This is a genomic window from Polaribacter marinivivus, from assembly GCF_042651285.1.
Taxonomy (GTDB): domain Bacteria; phylum Bacteroidota; class Bacteroidia; order Flavobacteriales; family Flavobacteriaceae; genus Polaribacter; species Polaribacter marinivivus.
In genome coordinates, this window is sequence record NZ_JBHSCY010000001.1 from 880,830 (window position 1) to 897,146 (window position 16,317).

Below are 16,317 nucleotides of genomic sequence, written 5' to 3' on the forward strand. Positions count from 1 at the left end.
AACTTATTAAAATGCAGCAAAGGTAGTTGTTAAAACACGAAAGAATTTTAACAACAAGTTAAAGTTTTTAGTAAATTTAGACACAAAAAATAATGAAATGATAGATTCTGTTGTAGCTTTTTTTGAAAACCTTACTAGCCTTCAAAAGTTTATTTGGATTGTAGGTTGTTTATCTGTGTTTTGGGTTTTAGAAGGTGTGTATCCTCTAAAGAAACACCAATATAACAAATGGAAACATGCTAAAACTAATTTAGTTTTATTGCTTTCTACAATGATAATTAATGTTGTTTTTGGATTGCTTACAGTTGGTGTTTTTAATTGGATTGAATCTTCGAACTTTGGTTTATTAAATATGGTTGATTGGCCTGTTTGGATTGAAATTATTCTAGCAATCATGATTTTAGATTTCACCTCTCAATATGTAGTACATTATTTATTACATAAAGTGCCTTTTATGTGGCGTTTTCATACGGTTCATCATAGTGATACTCATGTAGATGTTACTTCTGGCACAAGACATCATCCTATTGATTTTATTTTTAGAGAAACTTTTGCATTGATTGGCGTTTTAATTGCTGGCTTACCAGTCGCATATTATTTAATGTATAGAATTCTTACAGTATTATTTACTTATTTTTCACATGCAGATATAAGTTTACCCGTAAAAATAGATAAAGCAATTAGTTATGTGTTTATTTCACCAAATACCCACAAATTTCATCATCATCATGTAATGCCATGGACAGATACTAATTTTGGTAATATTTTTTCTTTTTGGGATCGAATTTTTGGCACATTTGTTTATGAAGACACAAAGGATATTGTATATGGTGTAGATATTTTAGATGCAGAAAAATCTGATGATATTGTTTATCAGTTAAAAGCGCCTTTTCAAAAAGGTCTAAAATCTGTGCCTTACAATCCTTAATTTATAATCCTTTTTTGTAGCTTTATATCTTTATCAAAAAGATACAAATGTCAGACAAAAAAAGACTTTTTTTAGTTGATGCTTACGCATTAATTTTTCGAGGATATTACGCATTTATAAAAAACCCAAGAATAAATTCTAAAGGGTTAGATACTTCTGCAATAATGGGTTTTATGAATTCTTTATTAGATGTCATAAAACGTGAAAGACCAGATCATTTAGCTGTTTGTTTTGATAAAGGAGGAAGTGCAGATAGAGTAGAAATGTTTGAAGCTTATAAAGCCAATAGAGATGAAACTCCAGAAGCCATAAGACTTGCAATACCTTATATAGAAAGTATTTTAAGAGCTATGCATATTCCAATTATGGTAAAAGAAGGTTTTGAGGCAGATGATGTAATTGGTACACTTTCTAAACAAGCAGAAAAAGAAGGATACCAAACCTTTATGGTAACACCTGATAAAGATTTTGCACAACTAGTTTCAGAAAATATCTTTATGTACAAACCACGTTTTGGAGGTGGTTATGATGTATGGGGAATACCAGAAGTTCAGAAAAAATTTGAGGTAGAAAATCCACTACAAGTCATTGATTTTTTAGGAATGATGGGAGATTCTTCTGATAATATTCCTGGGTTACCAGGAGTTGGAGAAAAAACTGCAAAAAAGTTTTTAGCTCAGTTTGGATCAATGGAAGGTTTGTTAGCCAACACAGATCAACTTAAAGGTAAAATGAAAGAGAAAGTAGAGGCTAATAAAGAACTGGGTTTATTATCTAAAAAATTAGCAACAATTATGTTAGATGTTCCTGTAACTTTTGATGCTAATGACTTTACTTTAGATGAACCTGATATAGAAAAAGTAACAGAAATTTTTAACGAACTTGAGTTTAGACAATTATTAACAAACTTCTTAAAAACATTTGCAACAGAAACATCAACACAAGAAAATTCTACTACTAATTCTGGTGAAACAGAGAAACCTCAAAAACCAAAATCACAAAAACCAACTACTAATACAGAAGGTCAGTTTGATTTATTTGCTGCTCCAGGTTCTGGAAGTGTTTCTGAAGAAGAAAGTTTGTCTGGGTTTAAAACCATAGAAAATACAAATCATTTATATCAACATATAAATTCTCCTCTTTCTAGAAAATTATTACTTCAGAAATTAATGCAACAAACCTCTGTTTGTTTCGATACTGAAACTACTGGTTTAAAAGCCTTAGAAGTTGAGTTAATAGGCATTGCTTTCTCATGGGAAAAAGGCAAAGGATTTTACGTTTCTTTTCCAGAAAATCAAGAAGAAACTAAAGCTATTTTAGAAGAATTTAGACCATTTTTTGAGTCGGATATAGAAAAAGTAGGTCATAATTTAAAATACGACATAAAAGTATTGTCAAATTATAATATGCCAGTAAAAGGCAATTTGTTTGATACCATGATTGCACATTATCTTATTAATCCAGATATGAGGCATAATATGGATGTTTTAGCAGAAACCTATCTAAATTATCAACCAGTTTCTATTACAGAATTGATTGGTAAAAAAGGGAAAAATCAACTTTCAATGCGAGTTGTACCTATTAAAGATCAAACAGAATATGCTGTTGAAGATGCAGATATTACCTATCAATTAAAAGAGCATTTTACCAAGGAATTAGAAAGTGGGAACGTAACCAAATTGTTTAACGAGGTTGAATTACCATTAGTATCTGTTTTAACAGCTATGGAAATAGAAGGTATTAATGTTGATACAGATTTTTTAAAAGAACTTTCTGTTGCGTTATCTGATGATATCTTAAGATTAGAAAAAAGTATTTACGAGCAAGCAGGAGAAGAGTTTAATATTGCATCACCCAAACAATTAGGTGTTATTTTATTTGAAAAATTAGAGTTGGTTAAAAAACCAAAGAAAACTAAATCAGGTCAATATTCTACAGCAGAAGATGTATTGTCTTACTTAGCAAAAGACCATCAAATTATAAGAGATGTTTTAGAGTTTAGACAGTATAAAAAACTACAAAGTACTTATGTAGATGCATTGCCTAATGAAATTAATCCGAAAACCAATAGAATTCATACTGTTTATGCACAAGCAGTTGCTGCTACAGGACGTTTAAGTTCTAATAATCCTAATTTACAAAACATTCCTATTCGAACAGAAAGAGGTCGTGAAGTACGTAAAGCTTTTGTTCCAAGAGATGAAAACTATGTTTTATTAGCTGCAGATTATAGCCAAATAGAATTAAGAATTATTGCTGCTTTAAGTGAAGAAGAAACTATGATGAACGCCTTTAAAAATGGAGAAGATATTCATGCTTCTACAGCTGCAAGAGTGTTTAATGTTCCTCTAGAAGAGGTTACACGTGAACAACGTAGTAATGCAAAAACTGTGAATTTCGGAATTATCTATGGGGTTTCTGCTTTTGGATTAAGTAATCAAACCAACTTATCTAGAAGCGAAGCAAAAGAATTGATTGATACGTATTATGAAACCTATCCTAAATTAAAAGCGTATATGGCTGCTCAAGTAGATTTTGCAAGAGAGCATGGTTATGTAGAAACTGTTTTACATAGACGTAGATATTTAAAAGATATAAATTCTAGAAATGGAATGGTTAGAAGTGGTGCAGAACGAAATGCTGTAAACGCACCAATACAAGGGTCTGCTGCTGATATTATAAAGTTAGCAATGATTAATATTTACAAGCGTTTTGAAGCAGAAGGTTTTAAATCTAAAATGTTACTGCAAGTGCATGATGAATTAGTTTTTGATGCACATAAAGATGAATTAGAAACCATAAAACCAATTATAAAACATGAAATGGAAAATGCTTTTACAATGAGTGTTCCTTTAGATGTTGAGATTGGCTTGGGAGACAATTGGTTGGAGGCGCATTAATACTTAAAATGAATAAAAATCTAAAAGTTTTATATTCTTTTTTATTATTGATGATATTGAGTTGCAATTCCCTTAATCCTCTATACATGTCAGAAAAACCTTTTTTAGCAACTTTTGATAACCAAGAAGAATTTCAAAAAAACTGGAAAAATAATTCTTGGAAAAGTCCTGCATCTTATCAACTAGAAAAAGGGTTTTTAAAAATATCTACTAGACCCAATTCTAATGATCGTGTAAAAATTAGGAGTAAAAACACTTTTACAACAGGCAAGTATACTTGGCGAATTTTTGTGCCTAAATTCAACTTATACGAACAGGTAAGTATAGGTGCTTTTTTGTATCATAATCAAGAAAAAGAATTTGAATTTGATTTTGAAATTGGTTCAGGCCAAGAAAAAGATAGAGAAAAATTGGGTTTAAAAAATGATGAAGCTATTGTATTTTGTGTTTCTCAATTTGAACCTTTTAACTCTAGTCAATATCCTGTACAAATGAATGACTGGTCTACATTTACTATTGAACTTTTAGATATAGACGGTTTCTATTTTGTAAAATGGTATATCAATAATCAATTGGTTAAAGAGTTACAAACACAAGTAGATGCATCAACATCATTTAGAGCACATTGTAGTTTAGAAAATCTTGGCTTTATTGGAGATAAAAAAACAACACAAGAAAATTTTGTGCTGTTTGATTATTTTGAATTTAAAAAATAAAAAGGTAGATGTTTTCTACCTTTTTTTTAATCTATTTTTTGGCGTTTTTCACTAAATTTTTGGTATACTTTTTCATTTCTTCATTATACTCTTCAATAGCTTCATTTAATTTTCCTTCATCCATTTTCTCATTGAATTCTTCAATAGCATCTTTCTTTGTTTCTAAATACATTTTTAATGTTTCGTCTAATTCTTCTTTTAAATCATCAAATTGCTCATTAAATTCTTCTAAATTTTCTCTTATCTCTTTTTCAGAAGCATTTTTTTCAGAAATTAACTCTAAATATTCTTTTTGAATATCTGCAACATCTTCCATAACTTCTTCTGTTTTTAAATAAGCTGGAATAGAATTTCTTAGATTAGCTACTTTATAATTTAGTCTATTTAATTTTTCTGAAGTAGTAACAAAATTAGTATTGATAACCTTTGCTAATTCTGTGTTTATAATGGTAAAATCTTTCCAATCTTCAAAACCTGCAATCCCTTTTGCATTTAAATAATATGAAATGGTTGAACCATCTTTCATTTTATAAGTTCTAGTTTTAATTTCCATTTCATTTTTAGAACTATTCACTTCTAAATTATCAATTTCCTTATTAATTAAACTATCTTTTACTATTGAATCTTTTACAATTTTAACTTCTGCTATTTCAATAATTTCTCTCTCACTTTTCTTTTTATCATTACATGAAACTATTACTAATGTTATTGCAAAAGCAGCAATTACAAAAAGGTTTATTAAACTATCTTTAATTTTTTTCGTACTCATAATTTCTTTTTTTACAAAGATAAAATCAAGGCAGAGTCTCACTTTGCTCATATCAATTAAATTTTTGTTCTTATAAGAAAACTGAAAATTATCAAGTCATTATTTTTTATAAAGACTACTTTAAAAATGATTAATTTTGTTGCTGAAAATTATGAGCATTATTTCTAAAGACATACAAAAGGCAATTAGTCTATTAACTAATGAAGAATTAGTTGCAATACCTACAGAAACTGTATATGGTTTAGCAGGTAATATTTTTAGTGAAAAAGCAATTAAAAAAATCTTTGAAACAAAAAAAAGACCTTCATTTAATCCTTTAATTGTCCATATTTCTTCTATCAATGATTTAACTAAAGTGGTTAGTTATTTGCCTGAAAAAGCAAAAATTTTAGCACAACATTTTTGGCCTGGTTCTATGACCTTAGTTTTACCTAAAAAGGAAACAATCCCAGATTTAATTACTGCTGGTAAAAGTACAGTGGGTGTTCGTGTACCAAATCATCCAGTTGCTTTAGAATTGTTACAAAAACTATCATTTCCATTAGCTGCACCAAGTGCAAATCCTTTTAATAGCATTAGTCCTACAAAACCAGAACACGTAGAAAATTATTTTAAAAATGATATTAAAATGGTGCTTGATGGAGGTAATTGTTTAAAAGGAATAGAATCTACTATTATTGGTTTTGAAAATGAAGAACCAGTGATTTACAGATTAGGATCACTTACTATTGAAGAGATACAAGATGTGGTTGGAGATGTTATTGTAAAGAATGAAAAAGAGGAAAATCCTGATGCTCCAGGAATGTTAAAAAAGCATTACTCACCTAAAACAAAAACTGTTTTTACAGATAATATTAGTGATGAAATTAAAAAGTATTTACCAAAAAAGATAGGTATACTCTCTTTTTCAGATACTTTTAAAACTAATGATGTAGTGCATGAAATTATTCTAACAGATAATTTTGACATGAATATAGCTGCCTCAAAACTATACAGTGCTTTACATGAGTTAGACCATTTAGAATTAGATGTAATTATAGCTGAAAAAGTACCTAATATTGGATTAGGAAAATCTATAAATGATAGATTAAAAAGAGCTTCTTCTTAAATTATTCTTTATCCTGTAGTAAAGAAAATAAGGCTGATCTAAAAATAGATAGTAAAATACTAAAAAACAGTGCTGTCCAAAAACCATTTACAGTAAAGCCATCAACTAATTTATTTGCTAAAAGAATAATAATAGCATTAATTACAAAAAGAAACAATCCAAAAGTTACAATAGTTGCTGGTAGTGTAAAAAATATAAGTAAGGGTCTTACAAACATGTTTAATAAAGAAATTACTAACGCTACAATTATAGCAGATAAATAACCGTTTACACTTACCCCAGGTAAAATATTAGCCAAAACAATAACAGCTAAAGCTGTTAATAAAATTTTTAATAGTGTATTCATAATAATTATTTTTTCTGAGCGTCTTCAGCAGCCTTTCTTTCTAATTCTGCTTGAAATTCTTCCATTACAGGTTTTACTGTACTATCAGGAATATCAGCAACTTTTATATACATTAAACCATCTACTGCATTGTTAAATTTAGGGTCTACATTAAAAGCTACTAATCTTGCATTCTGTTTTACATATTTTTTGATAAGTACAGGAATACGTAAGGCACCAGGTTCTATTTCATCTATAACTTTATCAAATTTTTGCATGTCTGCTTTTGTAGAGTCAAAAACAAAATCTTTATCTGCATCTTTTAATTGAACCTTAAATTCTTTTTTGGGTTGTATGTATTGAGCAATGTAAGGATCGTAATAATGAGATTTCATAAACTCAATCATTAACGATTTAGAAAAATCTGAAAATTGATTACTAATAGAAACACCACCCATTAAATATTTATGTTCTGGGTACCTTAAGGTTACATGAACAATACCTTTCCATAACAAGAAAAGAGGCATAGGTTTTTGTTGATATTCACCTATAATAAAAGCACGCCCCATTTCTATAGTGTTTTCCATCATTTGATGAAGCTCTGGTTCTATCCTAAAAAGCGTCTGTACATAAAAACCATTGATACCATATTTTTTAAAGATCTCTTTACCTAATCCCATTCTATAGGCACCTGCTAAGCAGTTAGCATCTCTATCCCACAAAAACATATGATAGTAATATTTATCATATTTATCTAGGTCAATAGATTTGTTTGTACCCTCTCCAACATCTCTAAAGGTTATTTCTCTAAGTCTACCAATTTCATGCAATAAATTAGGAATCTGTTTTGCATTGGCAAAAAACACTTCATAATTTTTACTTTCTAAAAGCCTACCATTATTTTCTCTTAGGGCATCAACTTCTTTTATAAAAGACTCAACATTTCTTTGAGCAGTAATTTTTTTAGCAGGTTTTTTTATTTTTATGTTTTCTGTAGATAGTAGTTTGCTTTTCTTTTCAAAAGGATTAGCTAACATGTAGGTTTTCTTTCTAATAAACTCGTAGAAAGAATTCATGTCTTTATACTCTTGTTGGTCTTTTACATAAATGGGTTTACCAATTCTAACCTTAATAACTTTACCTTCTTGAGAAATTACTTCAGAGGGTAATTTAGCTGTTCTAAGTGTATCACTAATTTTTGATAGAATATAAAATAGTCTACTATTTTTTGCATGAAAGTAAATGGGGATTACTGGTACTTCTGCTTTTTTAATTAATCTTACAGCTCCTTGTTCCCAAGGTTTGTCTACTTTTAATTTACCATCTTTATAAGTAGATACTTCACCTGCAGGAAAAATACCTAATGGCTTACCCTCTTTTAAATGAGATAATGCACTTTTAATACCAGCTACACTAGATTTTGCATCCTTTCTGTTTTCAAAAGGATTTACAGGCATTACATAAGGTTTTAAAGGCTCTATTCTATGTAATAAAAAGTTAGCTATAATTTTGTAATCTGCTCTTTTTTCAAGTAATAATTTTAAGAGTAAAATACCATCTACACCACCCAAAGGATGATTAGAGATAGTAATAAAAGCACCATCTTTTGGTATTCTTTTTAAATCTTCTTCTGGTACTTGAAACTCTATATTACAATCGTCTAAAACACCATTCAAAAAATCTAAATCAGACTTATTTTTATTTCTGTTATAAATTCGATTGAGTGCAGATATACGAAGTACTTTAATAAGTAACCACCCAATGAATGTTCCAATAAAACCGAGTTTCTGTAAACCAAGTACTTTTGAAATCTCTTTTGATGTTACTAATGCCATAAATTATCGTAAGTGATAACTGCAAACTTAGTAAAAAATTTGAAACAAAAATTTAGTTAGTTAGGTTTTACAACAATTTGTGAAGTCTCTTTATTAATCTGAGTCAATAAGGATTCACCTTTTTGTTCAATAACAGAGATTGCATCAGCATTAAAATGACGAACAGTATATAAGTCTACATCTTTTTGAACATCTATTTTAAACTGACTATTTAACTCATTATAAAACTCATCGAACTTGCCAAATTTATTGTCTATACAAACAGAAAAACTAATTGCAGAGTTTTGAATCAAATTAACTTTTAGTTGATAATCATGCAGTTTTTGAAATATAAAACTAATATTATTTTCTACCATAAAAGAGAAATCTAAAGCAGAAATCGATACTAAAATCTGATTTTTCTTAACAATAAAACAAGGTATATAAGGTACTAAAGTAGTACCCTTAGAAACTTTTGTGCCAGCTGCTTTTGGGTTTACAAAAGAACGAACTAGTAAAGGAATTTCTTTTCTTTCTAAAGGTTGTAATGTTTTTGGGTGTATTACAGAAGCTCCATAAAAAGCCATTTCAATTGCTTCTTCATATGATATTTGTTCAAGCAAAGTTGTTTTTTCAAACACTCTTGGATCTGCATTTAAAACACCATCTACATCTTTCCAAATGGTAACACTTGCTGCGTTTAAACAATAGGCAAAAATACCTGCAGTGTAATCTGATCCTTCTCTTCCTAAAGTGGTTGTGTTTTCAGTATCATTGGCAGCAATAAAACCTTGAGTAATATTTATTTTTGTAGCATCTACTTTTTCTGTGATTAGTTCTTGAGTTAACTCCCAATCTACTTTTGCATCTCTGTAATTACTATCTGTTTTTATAAAGTTTCTGGCATCGAACCAAATGTTTTCTGTGCCTATTTTTTCTAAATAAGCACTTACTATTTTTGTAGATAATAATTCTCCAAAGCAAATTATTTGATCGTATACATAATTATATCTCTTAGAAGTATTTCTAGCCAAAAACCAACCTAATTCACCAAATAAAACATCTACTTTTTCATAAATAGCATCAGTTTTATCAAATAAAGAGCTCATTATTTTTTTGTGGTAATCTTCTATATAATTTAGTTTTTCTGGTAAATTATCTTTTTTGTTATAGTACGCATCTACAACTTCTTCAAAAGCATTAGTCATTTTACCCATTGCAGAAACTACAACAAGAGTATCTTTAGCCCCTTCATTTTTAATAATAGAAGCTACATTTTTTACACTATCTGCATCTTTTACAGAGGCTCCTCCAAATTTAAAAATCTTCATTTCTAATTGTTTTCTATAAATTTTGCTAAATTTTCTTTATTCATTTGTACAACAGACCAGTCATTTAAATAAGTGGCTCCTGTACTTTTATAAAAGTTAATTGCATTTGTATTCCAATCGATTACCTCCCAAGCAACTCTATTAAAATTATGGTCATAAGCATATTTTAATACAGCTGTGTACAAAGCTTTACCTGCTCCAATTTTTTGTCTGCTTTGGGTTACAATTAAATCTTCTAAATGAATGGTTTTACCTTTCCAAGTAGAATATCTTTCATAAAATAAAGCAATCCCAATTATTGTATTATTTTCTTCAGCAACAAATAATTTAAATTTTGGATTTTCACAAAAACCATCATTTAATAAATCTTCTACAGTAATTTCTACAGCTTCTGGTTCTTTCTCAAAAACAGCTAGTTCTGTAATTAGATTTAATACAGATTGCACATCTTCTTTTTTAGCTTCTCTTATTATAAAACTCATAATTAGGTATTTCTTTGGCAAAGATATGTGATTAGATTTTGCTTGAAAAAAAATGAATTTTTTGAACATTTATTTTTGATTTGTTAAAAATATGCATCAAAAATTGAAGAATCATTTTAACGAAAACGTTGTCGTAAACTATAAAAATTTGCATCTTTGTGAATATCTACTATTTCAAAGAAAATGACTTTCAAAAAACAAACCTTAGGAGAATTTATTATTGAAAACCAATCTTCATTTAAATATTCTTCAGGAGAACTTTCACGATTAATTAATTCGATAAGATTAGCAGCTAAAGTAGTTAACCATGAGGTAAATAAAGCTGGTTTAGTCGATATTATTGGTGCTGCTGGAGATACAAATGTTCAAGGCGAAGATCAACAAAAATTAGATGTTTATGCCAATGAAAAATTTATACAAACACTTACAAAAAGAAATATTGTTTGTGGTATTGCTAGTGAAGAAGAAGATAGTTTTATCTCTATAAACAGTCAAGACGAAAATCATCAAAATAAATATGTAGTTTTAATAGATCCATTAGATGGTTCTTCTAATATAGATGTTAATGTTTCTGTTGGTACTATTTTTTCTATTTACAGAAGAGTAACTCCTGTTGGTACACCTGTTCAATTAAAAGATTTTTTACAAAAAGGAAGAGAACAAGTTGCTGCTGGTTATGTAGTTTATGGTACTTCTACAATGTTAGTTTATACTACAGGACATGGAGTTAATGGTTTTACATTAAATCCTGCAATTGGTTCTTTTTATTTATCACATCCAAATATGACTTTTCCAGAAGATGGAGGAATTTATTCTGTAAATGAGGGTAATTATCAAGACTTTCCACTAGGGGTTAAAAAGTATATCAAATATTGCCAAGAAGAAGAAGGTGATAGACCTTATACTAGTAGATATATTGGTTCTTTAGTTTCAGATTTTCATAGAAATATGATTAAAGGAGGTATATATATGTACCCAAAAGGATCTAGAAATCCTAATGGAAAATTAAGACTTTTATACGAATGTAATCCTATGGCTTTTTTAGCAGAACAAGCAAATGGTAAATCTTCTGATGGTTATACAAGAACTTTAGATGTAGTGCCTACTGAACTTCATCAAAGAGTACCTTTTATTTGTGGAAGTAAAAACATGGTCGAAAAACTAGAAGAATTTATGCAAGAATTTGGTGAATAAATCATTTCTATGCAGCTATAAGTTAACAAAACGCTAATATCTTGTTATCTGATTAATTAATGTTTAAATTTGTTGAACAGAAATTAATATAAACTTTTTTAAAAATAAAATTATGGCTTTTGAATTACCAGAATTAGGATATGCACATGATGCACTAGAACCACATATTGATGCAAGAACAATGGAGATACACCATGGAAAACATCATAATGGATATACTACAAAATTAAACGCTGCAATTGAAGGCACAGATTTAGAAGGTAAATCTATAGAAGATATTTTAACAAATTTAGATATGAGTAATGGAGCTGTTAGAAATAATGGTGGAGGTTTTTACAATCACTCATTATTCTGGACAGTAATGAATCCAAATGATAGAGGATATTTATCTGGAGAATTAAAAGATGCTATTGAAGCAGAATTTGGTTCTAAAGAAGCCTTTATAGATGCTTTTTCTAAAGCAGCAGCAACTCAATTTGGTTCTGGATGGGCATGGTTATGTGTTCATAAAGGAGGTAAAGTAGAGGTTTGTTCTACACCAAATCAAGACAATCCATTAATGCCAGGTGTTTCTTGTGGAGGAACTCCTATTTTAGGATTAGATGTTTGGGAACATGCTTACTATTTAAACTACCAAAACAGAAGACCAGATTATATAGATGCTTTCTTTAAAGTAATTAACTGGAACGAAGTAGAACGCAGATATGCTGAAGCTAAGTAATCAGATACAATACATTACAAAAAGCGATAGAGTTTATTTTCTATCGCTTTTTTTATGTCCTTATCTTAAAAAACATGTTTTCATATTATTCCCTACATTTGTTTAAAATCAATAGGTATTATGGATTATTTTGCACATGAAACTGCTGTAATAGATGATAATTGTCAAATTGAAAAAGGCACAAAAATTTGGCATTTTAGTCATATTATGTCTAATTGTAAAATTGGTGAGAATTGTAATCTGGGTCAAAATGTAGTGGTTTCTCCTGATGTTATTTTAGGCAATAATGTTAAAGTACAGAACAATGTGTCTATTTATACAGGTGTAATTTGTGAAGATGATGTTTTTTTGGGTCCTTCAATGGTATTTACTAATGTGATAAACCCAAGAAGTGCAGTAAATAGAAGAGGACAATACCAAAAAACCTTAGTTAAAAAAGGAGCTAGTATTGGCGCAAATGCCACTATTGTTTGTGGTAATGATATAGGTGAATATGCTTTTATTGGAGCAGGAGCAGTAGTCACTAAAGAAATACCTGCATATGCTTTGGTAGTGGGTAATCCTTCTAAACAAATTGGTTGGGTTTCAGAATATGGGCATAGATTAGTATTTGATGAACAAGGATTTGCAATTTGTAAGGAAAGTGGAGAAAAATATCAATTGAAAAACAATCAAGTAGAAAAAATATAAACTAAAAAAAATCCAAAGAATATTCTTTGGATTTTTTTAATTAATTCTAGCTGTAAAATAATAGAATTATGGTGCAGGGTTAGGAATTTCTGCATGTACAGCGTTAATTTCTTTTATAATTTCATCAGATAAATCCACATGTATAGAATTGATATTTTCTTTTAACTGATCCATTCTTGTAGCTCCAATAATATTACTTGTTACAAAAGGTAATTGATTAACAAATGCTAAAGACAATTCAGATAATGTTAAATCATGCTTTTTTGCAATTTCTAAATATTTTCTAACTGCATTCTCAGAATTTTCGTTTTTGTAACGAGCAATAAATCTAGGAAATAACGTTCCTCTAGCACCATCAGGTAAGTTACCATCTAAATATTTACCAGATAAAACACCTTGTGCTAATGGAGAATAAGCTAATAAGCCAATATTTTCACGCATCGAAACTTCGCTCATACCTACTTCATATCCTCTATGAATTAAAGAATATGAATTTTGTACAGTTACTGGTCTTGGTAAATTATATTCGTTTGAGGCTTGTAGATATTTCATAGTACCCCAAGGAGTTTCGTTAGACAAACCAACTTGTCTAATTTTTCCTGCTTTTATAAGTTCTTGTAATCCTTCTAAGATTCCTAAATAATCTTCTGCTTCTTGTTCTGCAGTTTTATACGGATAATCTCTTACTCCAAATACATTAACACCTCTATTTGGCCAATGCAATTGGTATAAATCTATATAATCTGTTTGTAATCTTTGTAGACTTTTATCAATGGCATCAAAAATATTTTCTTTATTGATTCCACCATTTCTAATATGGGCAGTATAATCTCCACCACCTGCTATTTTAGAGGCTAAAACAACCTTATCTCTATTGCCAGTTTTTTTAAACCAAGTACCAATAATACGTTCTGTATCTCCATAAGTTTCTGCATTTGCAGGCACAGGATATAACTCTGCTACATCAAAAAAGTTTACACCTTGCTCTAAAGCAAAATCCATTTGTTCATGACCTTCTGCTTCTGTGTTTTGGTTTCCCCAAGTCATAGTTCCTAAACAAATTTTAGAAACTTTAATATCTGTATTTGGTAGTGTTGTGTATTTCATTAAATCTTGTAATTTTAATAGTTTTACAAAAATAAGGCTTATTTAGCAGGATATTAAATCAACAAAAAAAGTTCTCAAATTTTGAGAACTTTTTTAACATATTTTTTAAGAAATCTTACTTTAAAATGGCTTCAATACCAGGTAAAGATTTTCCTTCTAACATTTCTAGCATGGCTCCACCTCCTGTAGACACATAGCTAACTTTATCTGCAAAACCAAACTGTTTTACTGCAGCAACTGAATCACCACCACCAACTAAAGAAAATGCACCATTTTTAGTGGCTTTATCAATTGAATGCCCTAAAGCAATTGTACCTCCAGCAAAAGATTCCATTTCAAAAACCCCTAAAGGACCATTCCATAAAATAGTTTTAGATTGATTAACAATACCATCAAAAATTTCTTGTGATTTTGGTCCAGCATCAACACCTTCCCAACCATCAGGTATTGCATTAATGTCACAAATTTGAGTATTGGCATCATTGCTAAAATTATCTGCAGCAATAACATCAACAGGTATGTGAACTTGCACACCTTTAGCTTCTGCTTGTTTTAAAATTTCTAAAGCCAACTCTTGTTTGTCGTCTTCACAAATAGAGTTTCCAATTTTACCTCCTTGTGCTTTTATAAAGGTAAAACTCATTCCTCCACCAATAATTAAATGATCTACTTTATCTAAAATATTTTCAATTACCGTAATTTTTGAAGATACTTTTGCACCTCCTAAAATTGCTAATACTGGTTTTTCAGAGTTGTTTAATACCTTATCTATACTTTCAATTTCTCTAGCCAATAGACTACCAAAACATTTATTTTCTTCGAAAAATTGAGCAATAATTGTAGTTGATGCGTGTGCTCTGTGTGCAGTACCAAAAGCATCATTTACATAAATATCACCTAATTTAGAAAGTTGTTCTGCAAAAGTTACGTCACCTTTAGTTTCTTCTTCATAAAAACGAAGATTTTCTAAAAGTAAAATTTCACCAGACTCTAAATTAGCAGCAGCTTGTTCTACTTTTTCACCTACGCAATCATCAACAAATTTTACGTTACAACCAATAATTTCAGTAACTTCATCTACAATATGGCCTAAAGAAAACTCATCTTGTTTCCCTTTTGGACGACCTAAATGAGACATTAAAATACAACTACCCCCATCTTCTAAAATCTTAATAATTGTTGGTTTTGCAGCTTGAATTCTAGTAGCATCTGTTACTTCAAATTTGTCATTTAAAGGCACATTAAAATCTACTCTTATAATTGCTTTTTTGTCTTTAAAGTTAAAATCGTTTAAGGTTTTCATTGTTGAATCATTTTTAACAAAAATACTTTTTTATTTATGGTTGATAAAATGCAAACTATAAAAGTTAAGTTAACGTTTTCGCTTATTAATTAGTTCAAGTTAGTCTGTCTATTTTTTAATAATTTAATAGCGACTAAAATCAGTAAAAACCCAGCAGCTATAAATGCTGTAAAACCAACTGTATTTTGCTTTGTTTGGTTAGCAATACCTATTGCAATTAAAGCCCAAGAACCAACTAAAGCAAAACCATTCATATTTCTTTTAAAAATGATTATTGCATTTATAATTACAGCAATAAGTATCATAATAATTGTCCAGATTTCATCAGAAATTCCAAAACCATTCCAATTTATTTTTACTAAGTAAGAAGATACATTTGCCACACTTGCTACAGTTACCCAACCACTATATATGGTAAAAGGTAAATACAAAAATAGTTGTTTAGAGCTGCTAACTTTATCTATGTTAATACCTAAGTTTAAGACTATTTTAAGTAGAGAAATTAATAAAAGAAAAATAAAAAAACAAGATAAACCTGTGTAACCATAAATCCAACTAAAAACCCAGCTACAATTTGCAATACAAGAAATTATAAACCAAAATCCAATTTTTTCTATAAAGCTATCATCAGCATCTTTTTTAAATAAACTTCTTCCTTGATAAACAGCAAAACCCAACAAAAATAAATAGATAAGCCCCCATATAGAAAATGCATAACCAGCAGGAGTAAATAAAGATTTTATGTTATCTGAAATACCACCAATAGTTTTACCATCCATAATGCCAGTATTTGATAAATAGTTTATAAAAACAGTAGAGCCAAATGCAAGACCGTTTAAAATTTGTAGTGTTTTTTTCATTTTTTCTGACTTTTTTAATTGCATTAAATTTACGAATATTAAACTTAAATTTTAGGAAAGCTCTATATT

General features: G+C 29.3%; 15 protein-coding genes. 7 read left to right on the top strand and 8 right to left on the bottom strand.

The window, feature by feature from the left end:
* Nucleotides 1–97 precede the first annotated feature (97 nt).
* From ACFOWD_RS04150 to ACFOWD_RS04160, 3 genes are all read left to right on the top strand, one after another.
* The gene (locus ACFOWD_RS04150; RefSeq protein ID WP_377408363.1) at nt 98–928 is read left to right on the top strand and encodes a sterol desaturase family protein; all 831 of its coding nucleotides are present in this window, start codon (nt 98–100) and stop codon (nt 926–928) included.
* A 47-nt stretch (nt 929–975) separates the two neighbouring features.
* Nucleotides 976–3,828 carry a DNA polymerase I gene (polA, locus tag ACFOWD_RS04155; protein ID WP_377408365.1) on the top strand — a complete coding sequence of 951 codons (2,853 nt, stop codon included), beginning with the start codon at nt 976–978 and terminating at the stop codon, nt 3,826–3,828.
* 86 nt (nt 3,829–3,914) lie between these two features.
* Nucleotides 3,915–4,544: a hypothetical protein gene (locus tag ACFOWD_RS04160; protein WP_377408367.1), complete on the top strand. Its 630-nt coding sequence runs from the start codon at nt 3,915–3,917 to the stop codon at nt 4,542–4,544.
* Between the two features lie 31 nt (nt 4,545–4,575).
* Here ACFOWD_RS04160 and ACFOWD_RS04165 read toward each other — a convergent pair whose 3' ends face one another.
* Nucleotides 4,576–5,313 carry a hypothetical protein gene (locus ACFOWD_RS04165; protein WP_377408368.1) on the bottom strand — a complete coding sequence of 246 codons (738 nt, stop codon included), beginning with the start codon at nt 5,311–5,313 and terminating at the stop codon, nt 4,576–4,578.
* Nucleotides 5,314–5,464: 151 nt separating this feature from the next.
* Here ACFOWD_RS04165 and ACFOWD_RS04170 point away from each other — a divergent pair, with 151 nt between their 5' ends.
* A complete protein-coding gene (locus ACFOWD_RS04170) occupies nt 5,465–6,421 on the top strand; it encodes an L-threonylcarbamoyladenylate synthase (protein ID WP_377408369.1) in 957 nt (318 codons plus the stop codon).
* Nucleotide 6,422: 1 nt separating this feature from the next.
* Here ACFOWD_RS04170 and ACFOWD_RS04175 read toward each other — a convergent pair whose 3' ends face one another.
* Genes ACFOWD_RS04175 through ACFOWD_RS04190 form a run of 4 tightly spaced genes read right to left on the bottom strand, consistent with a single transcriptional unit; the run spans nt 6,423 to nt 10,373 of the window.
* Entirely contained in the window at nt 6,423–6,767 is a 345-nt protein-coding gene (locus tag ACFOWD_RS04175; protein WP_377408370.1) for a phage holin family protein, read from the bottom strand.
* Between the two features lie 5 nt (nt 6,768–6,772).
* Nucleotides 6,773–8,581, bottom strand: coding sequence for a lysophospholipid acyltransferase family protein (locus ACFOWD_RS04180; RefSeq protein ID WP_298990905.1), 1,809 nt, complete (start codon nt 8,579–8,581; stop codon nt 6,773–6,775).
* 56 nt (nt 8,582–8,637) lie between these two features.
* A complete protein-coding gene (locus ACFOWD_RS04185; protein WP_377408372.1) occupies nt 8,638–9,891 on the bottom strand; it encodes an aspartate kinase in 1,254 nt (417 codons plus the stop codon).
* 2 nt (nt 9,892–9,893) lie between these two features.
* Nucleotides 9,894–10,373, bottom strand: coding sequence for a GNAT family N-acetyltransferase (locus ACFOWD_RS04190; RefSeq protein WP_377408373.1), 480 nt, complete (start codon nt 10,371–10,373; stop codon nt 9,894–9,896).
* Between the two features lie 183 nt (nt 10,374–10,556).
* On the opposite strand from ACFOWD_RS04190, the gene fbp reads away from it, so the two are divergent.
* The 3 genes from fbp (at nt 10,557) to ACFOWD_RS04205 (ending at nt 12,978) form a co-directional block, all read left to right on the top strand.
* Nucleotides 10,557–11,567: a class 1 fructose-bisphosphatase gene (gene fbp / locus ACFOWD_RS04195; RefSeq protein WP_377408376.1), complete on the top strand. Its 1,011-nt coding sequence runs from the start codon at nt 10,557–10,559 to the stop codon at nt 11,565–11,567.
* Between the two features lie 112 nt (nt 11,568–11,679).
* Entirely contained in the window at nt 11,680–12,288 is a 609-nt protein-coding gene (locus tag ACFOWD_RS04200) for a superoxide dismutase (protein WP_377408378.1), read from the top strand.
* Between the two features lie 120 nt (nt 12,289–12,408).
* Nucleotides 12,409–12,978, top strand: a complete 570-nt coding sequence (locus ACFOWD_RS04205) for an acyltransferase (protein WP_377408380.1) — start codon at nt 12,409–12,411, stop codon at nt 12,976–12,978.
* Nucleotides 12,979–13,044: 66 nt separating this feature from the next.
* On the opposite strand, the gene ACFOWD_RS04210 is transcribed toward ACFOWD_RS04205, so the two are convergent.
* The 3 genes from ACFOWD_RS04210 to ACFOWD_RS04220 all read right to left on the bottom strand — a co-directional run bounded on the left by ACFOWD_RS04210 (nt 13,045) and on the right by ACFOWD_RS04220 (nt 16,248).
* On the bottom strand, nt 13,045–14,085 hold the full coding sequence (locus tag ACFOWD_RS04210) for an aldo/keto reductase (RefSeq protein WP_377408382.1): 1,041 nt from the start codon (nt 14,083–14,085) through the stop codon (nt 13,045–13,047).
* A 115-nt stretch (nt 14,086–14,200) separates the two neighbouring features.
* Nucleotides 14,201–15,388 (bottom strand): phosphoglycerate kinase, encoded by a 1,188-nt coding sequence (locus ACFOWD_RS04215; RefSeq protein WP_377408384.1) that lies wholly within the window; start codon nt 15,386–15,388, stop codon nt 14,201–14,203.
* A gap of 89 nt (nt 15,389–15,477) precedes the next feature.
* Nucleotides 15,478–16,248: a tryptophan-rich sensory protein gene (locus ACFOWD_RS04220; RefSeq protein ID WP_377408386.1), complete on the bottom strand. Its 771-nt coding sequence runs from the start codon at nt 16,246–16,248 to the stop codon at nt 15,478–15,480.
* Nucleotides 16,249–16,317 lie beyond the last annotated feature (69 nt).

Bases quoted from the DNA above. Each gene is read 5' to 3' on its own strand.
- ACFOWD_RS04200 (WP_377408378.1), top strand. From the start codon at position 11,680: ATGGCTTTTGAATTACCAGAATTAGGATATGCACATGATGCACTAGAA.
- ACFOWD_RS04190 (WP_377408373.1), bottom strand. From the start codon at position 10,373: ATGAGTTTTATAATAAGAGAAGCTAAAAAAGAAGATGTGCAATCTGTA.
- ACFOWD_RS04170 (WP_377408369.1), top strand. From the start codon at position 5,465: ATGAGCATTATTTCTAAAGACATACAAAAGGCAATTAGTCTATTAACT.
- ACFOWD_RS04165 (WP_377408368.1), bottom strand. From the start codon at position 5,313: ATGAGTACGAAAAAAATTAAAGATAGTTTAATAAACCTTTTTGTAATT.
- fbp (WP_377408376.1), top strand. From the start codon at position 10,557: ATGACTTTCAAAAAACAAACCTTAGGAGAATTTATTATTGAAAACCAA.
- ACFOWD_RS04215 (WP_377408384.1), bottom strand. From the start codon at position 15,388: ATGAAAACCTTAAACGATTTTAACTTTAAAGACAAAAAAGCAATTATA.
- ACFOWD_RS04185 (WP_377408372.1), bottom strand. From the start codon at position 9,891: ATGAAGATTTTTAAATTTGGAGGAGCCTCTGTAAAAGATGCAGATAGT.
- ACFOWD_RS04205 (WP_377408380.1), top strand. From the start codon at position 12,409: ATGGATTATTTTGCACATGAAACTGCTGTAATAGATGATAATTGTCAA.
- ACFOWD_RS04210 (WP_377408382.1), bottom strand. From the start codon at position 14,085: ATGAAATACACAACACTACCAAATACAGATATTAAAGTTTCTAAAATT.
- ACFOWD_RS04220 (WP_377408386.1), bottom strand. From the start codon at position 16,248: ATGAAAAAAACACTACAAATTTTAAACGGTCTTGCATTTGGCTCTACT.
- ACFOWD_RS04160 (WP_377408367.1), top strand. From the start codon at position 3,915: ATGTCAGAAAAACCTTTTTTAGCAACTTTTGATAACCAAGAAGAATTT.
- polA (WP_377408365.1), top strand. From the start codon at position 976: ATGTCAGACAAAAAAAGACTTTTTTTAGTTGATGCTTACGCATTAATT.
- ACFOWD_RS04180 (WP_298990905.1), bottom strand. From the start codon at position 8,581: ATGGCATTAGTAACATCAAAAGAGATTTCAAAAGTACTTGGTTTACAG.
- ACFOWD_RS04175 (WP_377408370.1), bottom strand. From the start codon at position 6,767: ATGAATACACTATTAAAAATTTTATTAACAGCTTTAGCTGTTATTGTT.
- ACFOWD_RS04150 (WP_377408363.1), top strand. From the start codon at position 98: ATGATAGATTCTGTTGTAGCTTTTTTTGAAAACCTTACTAGCCTTCAA.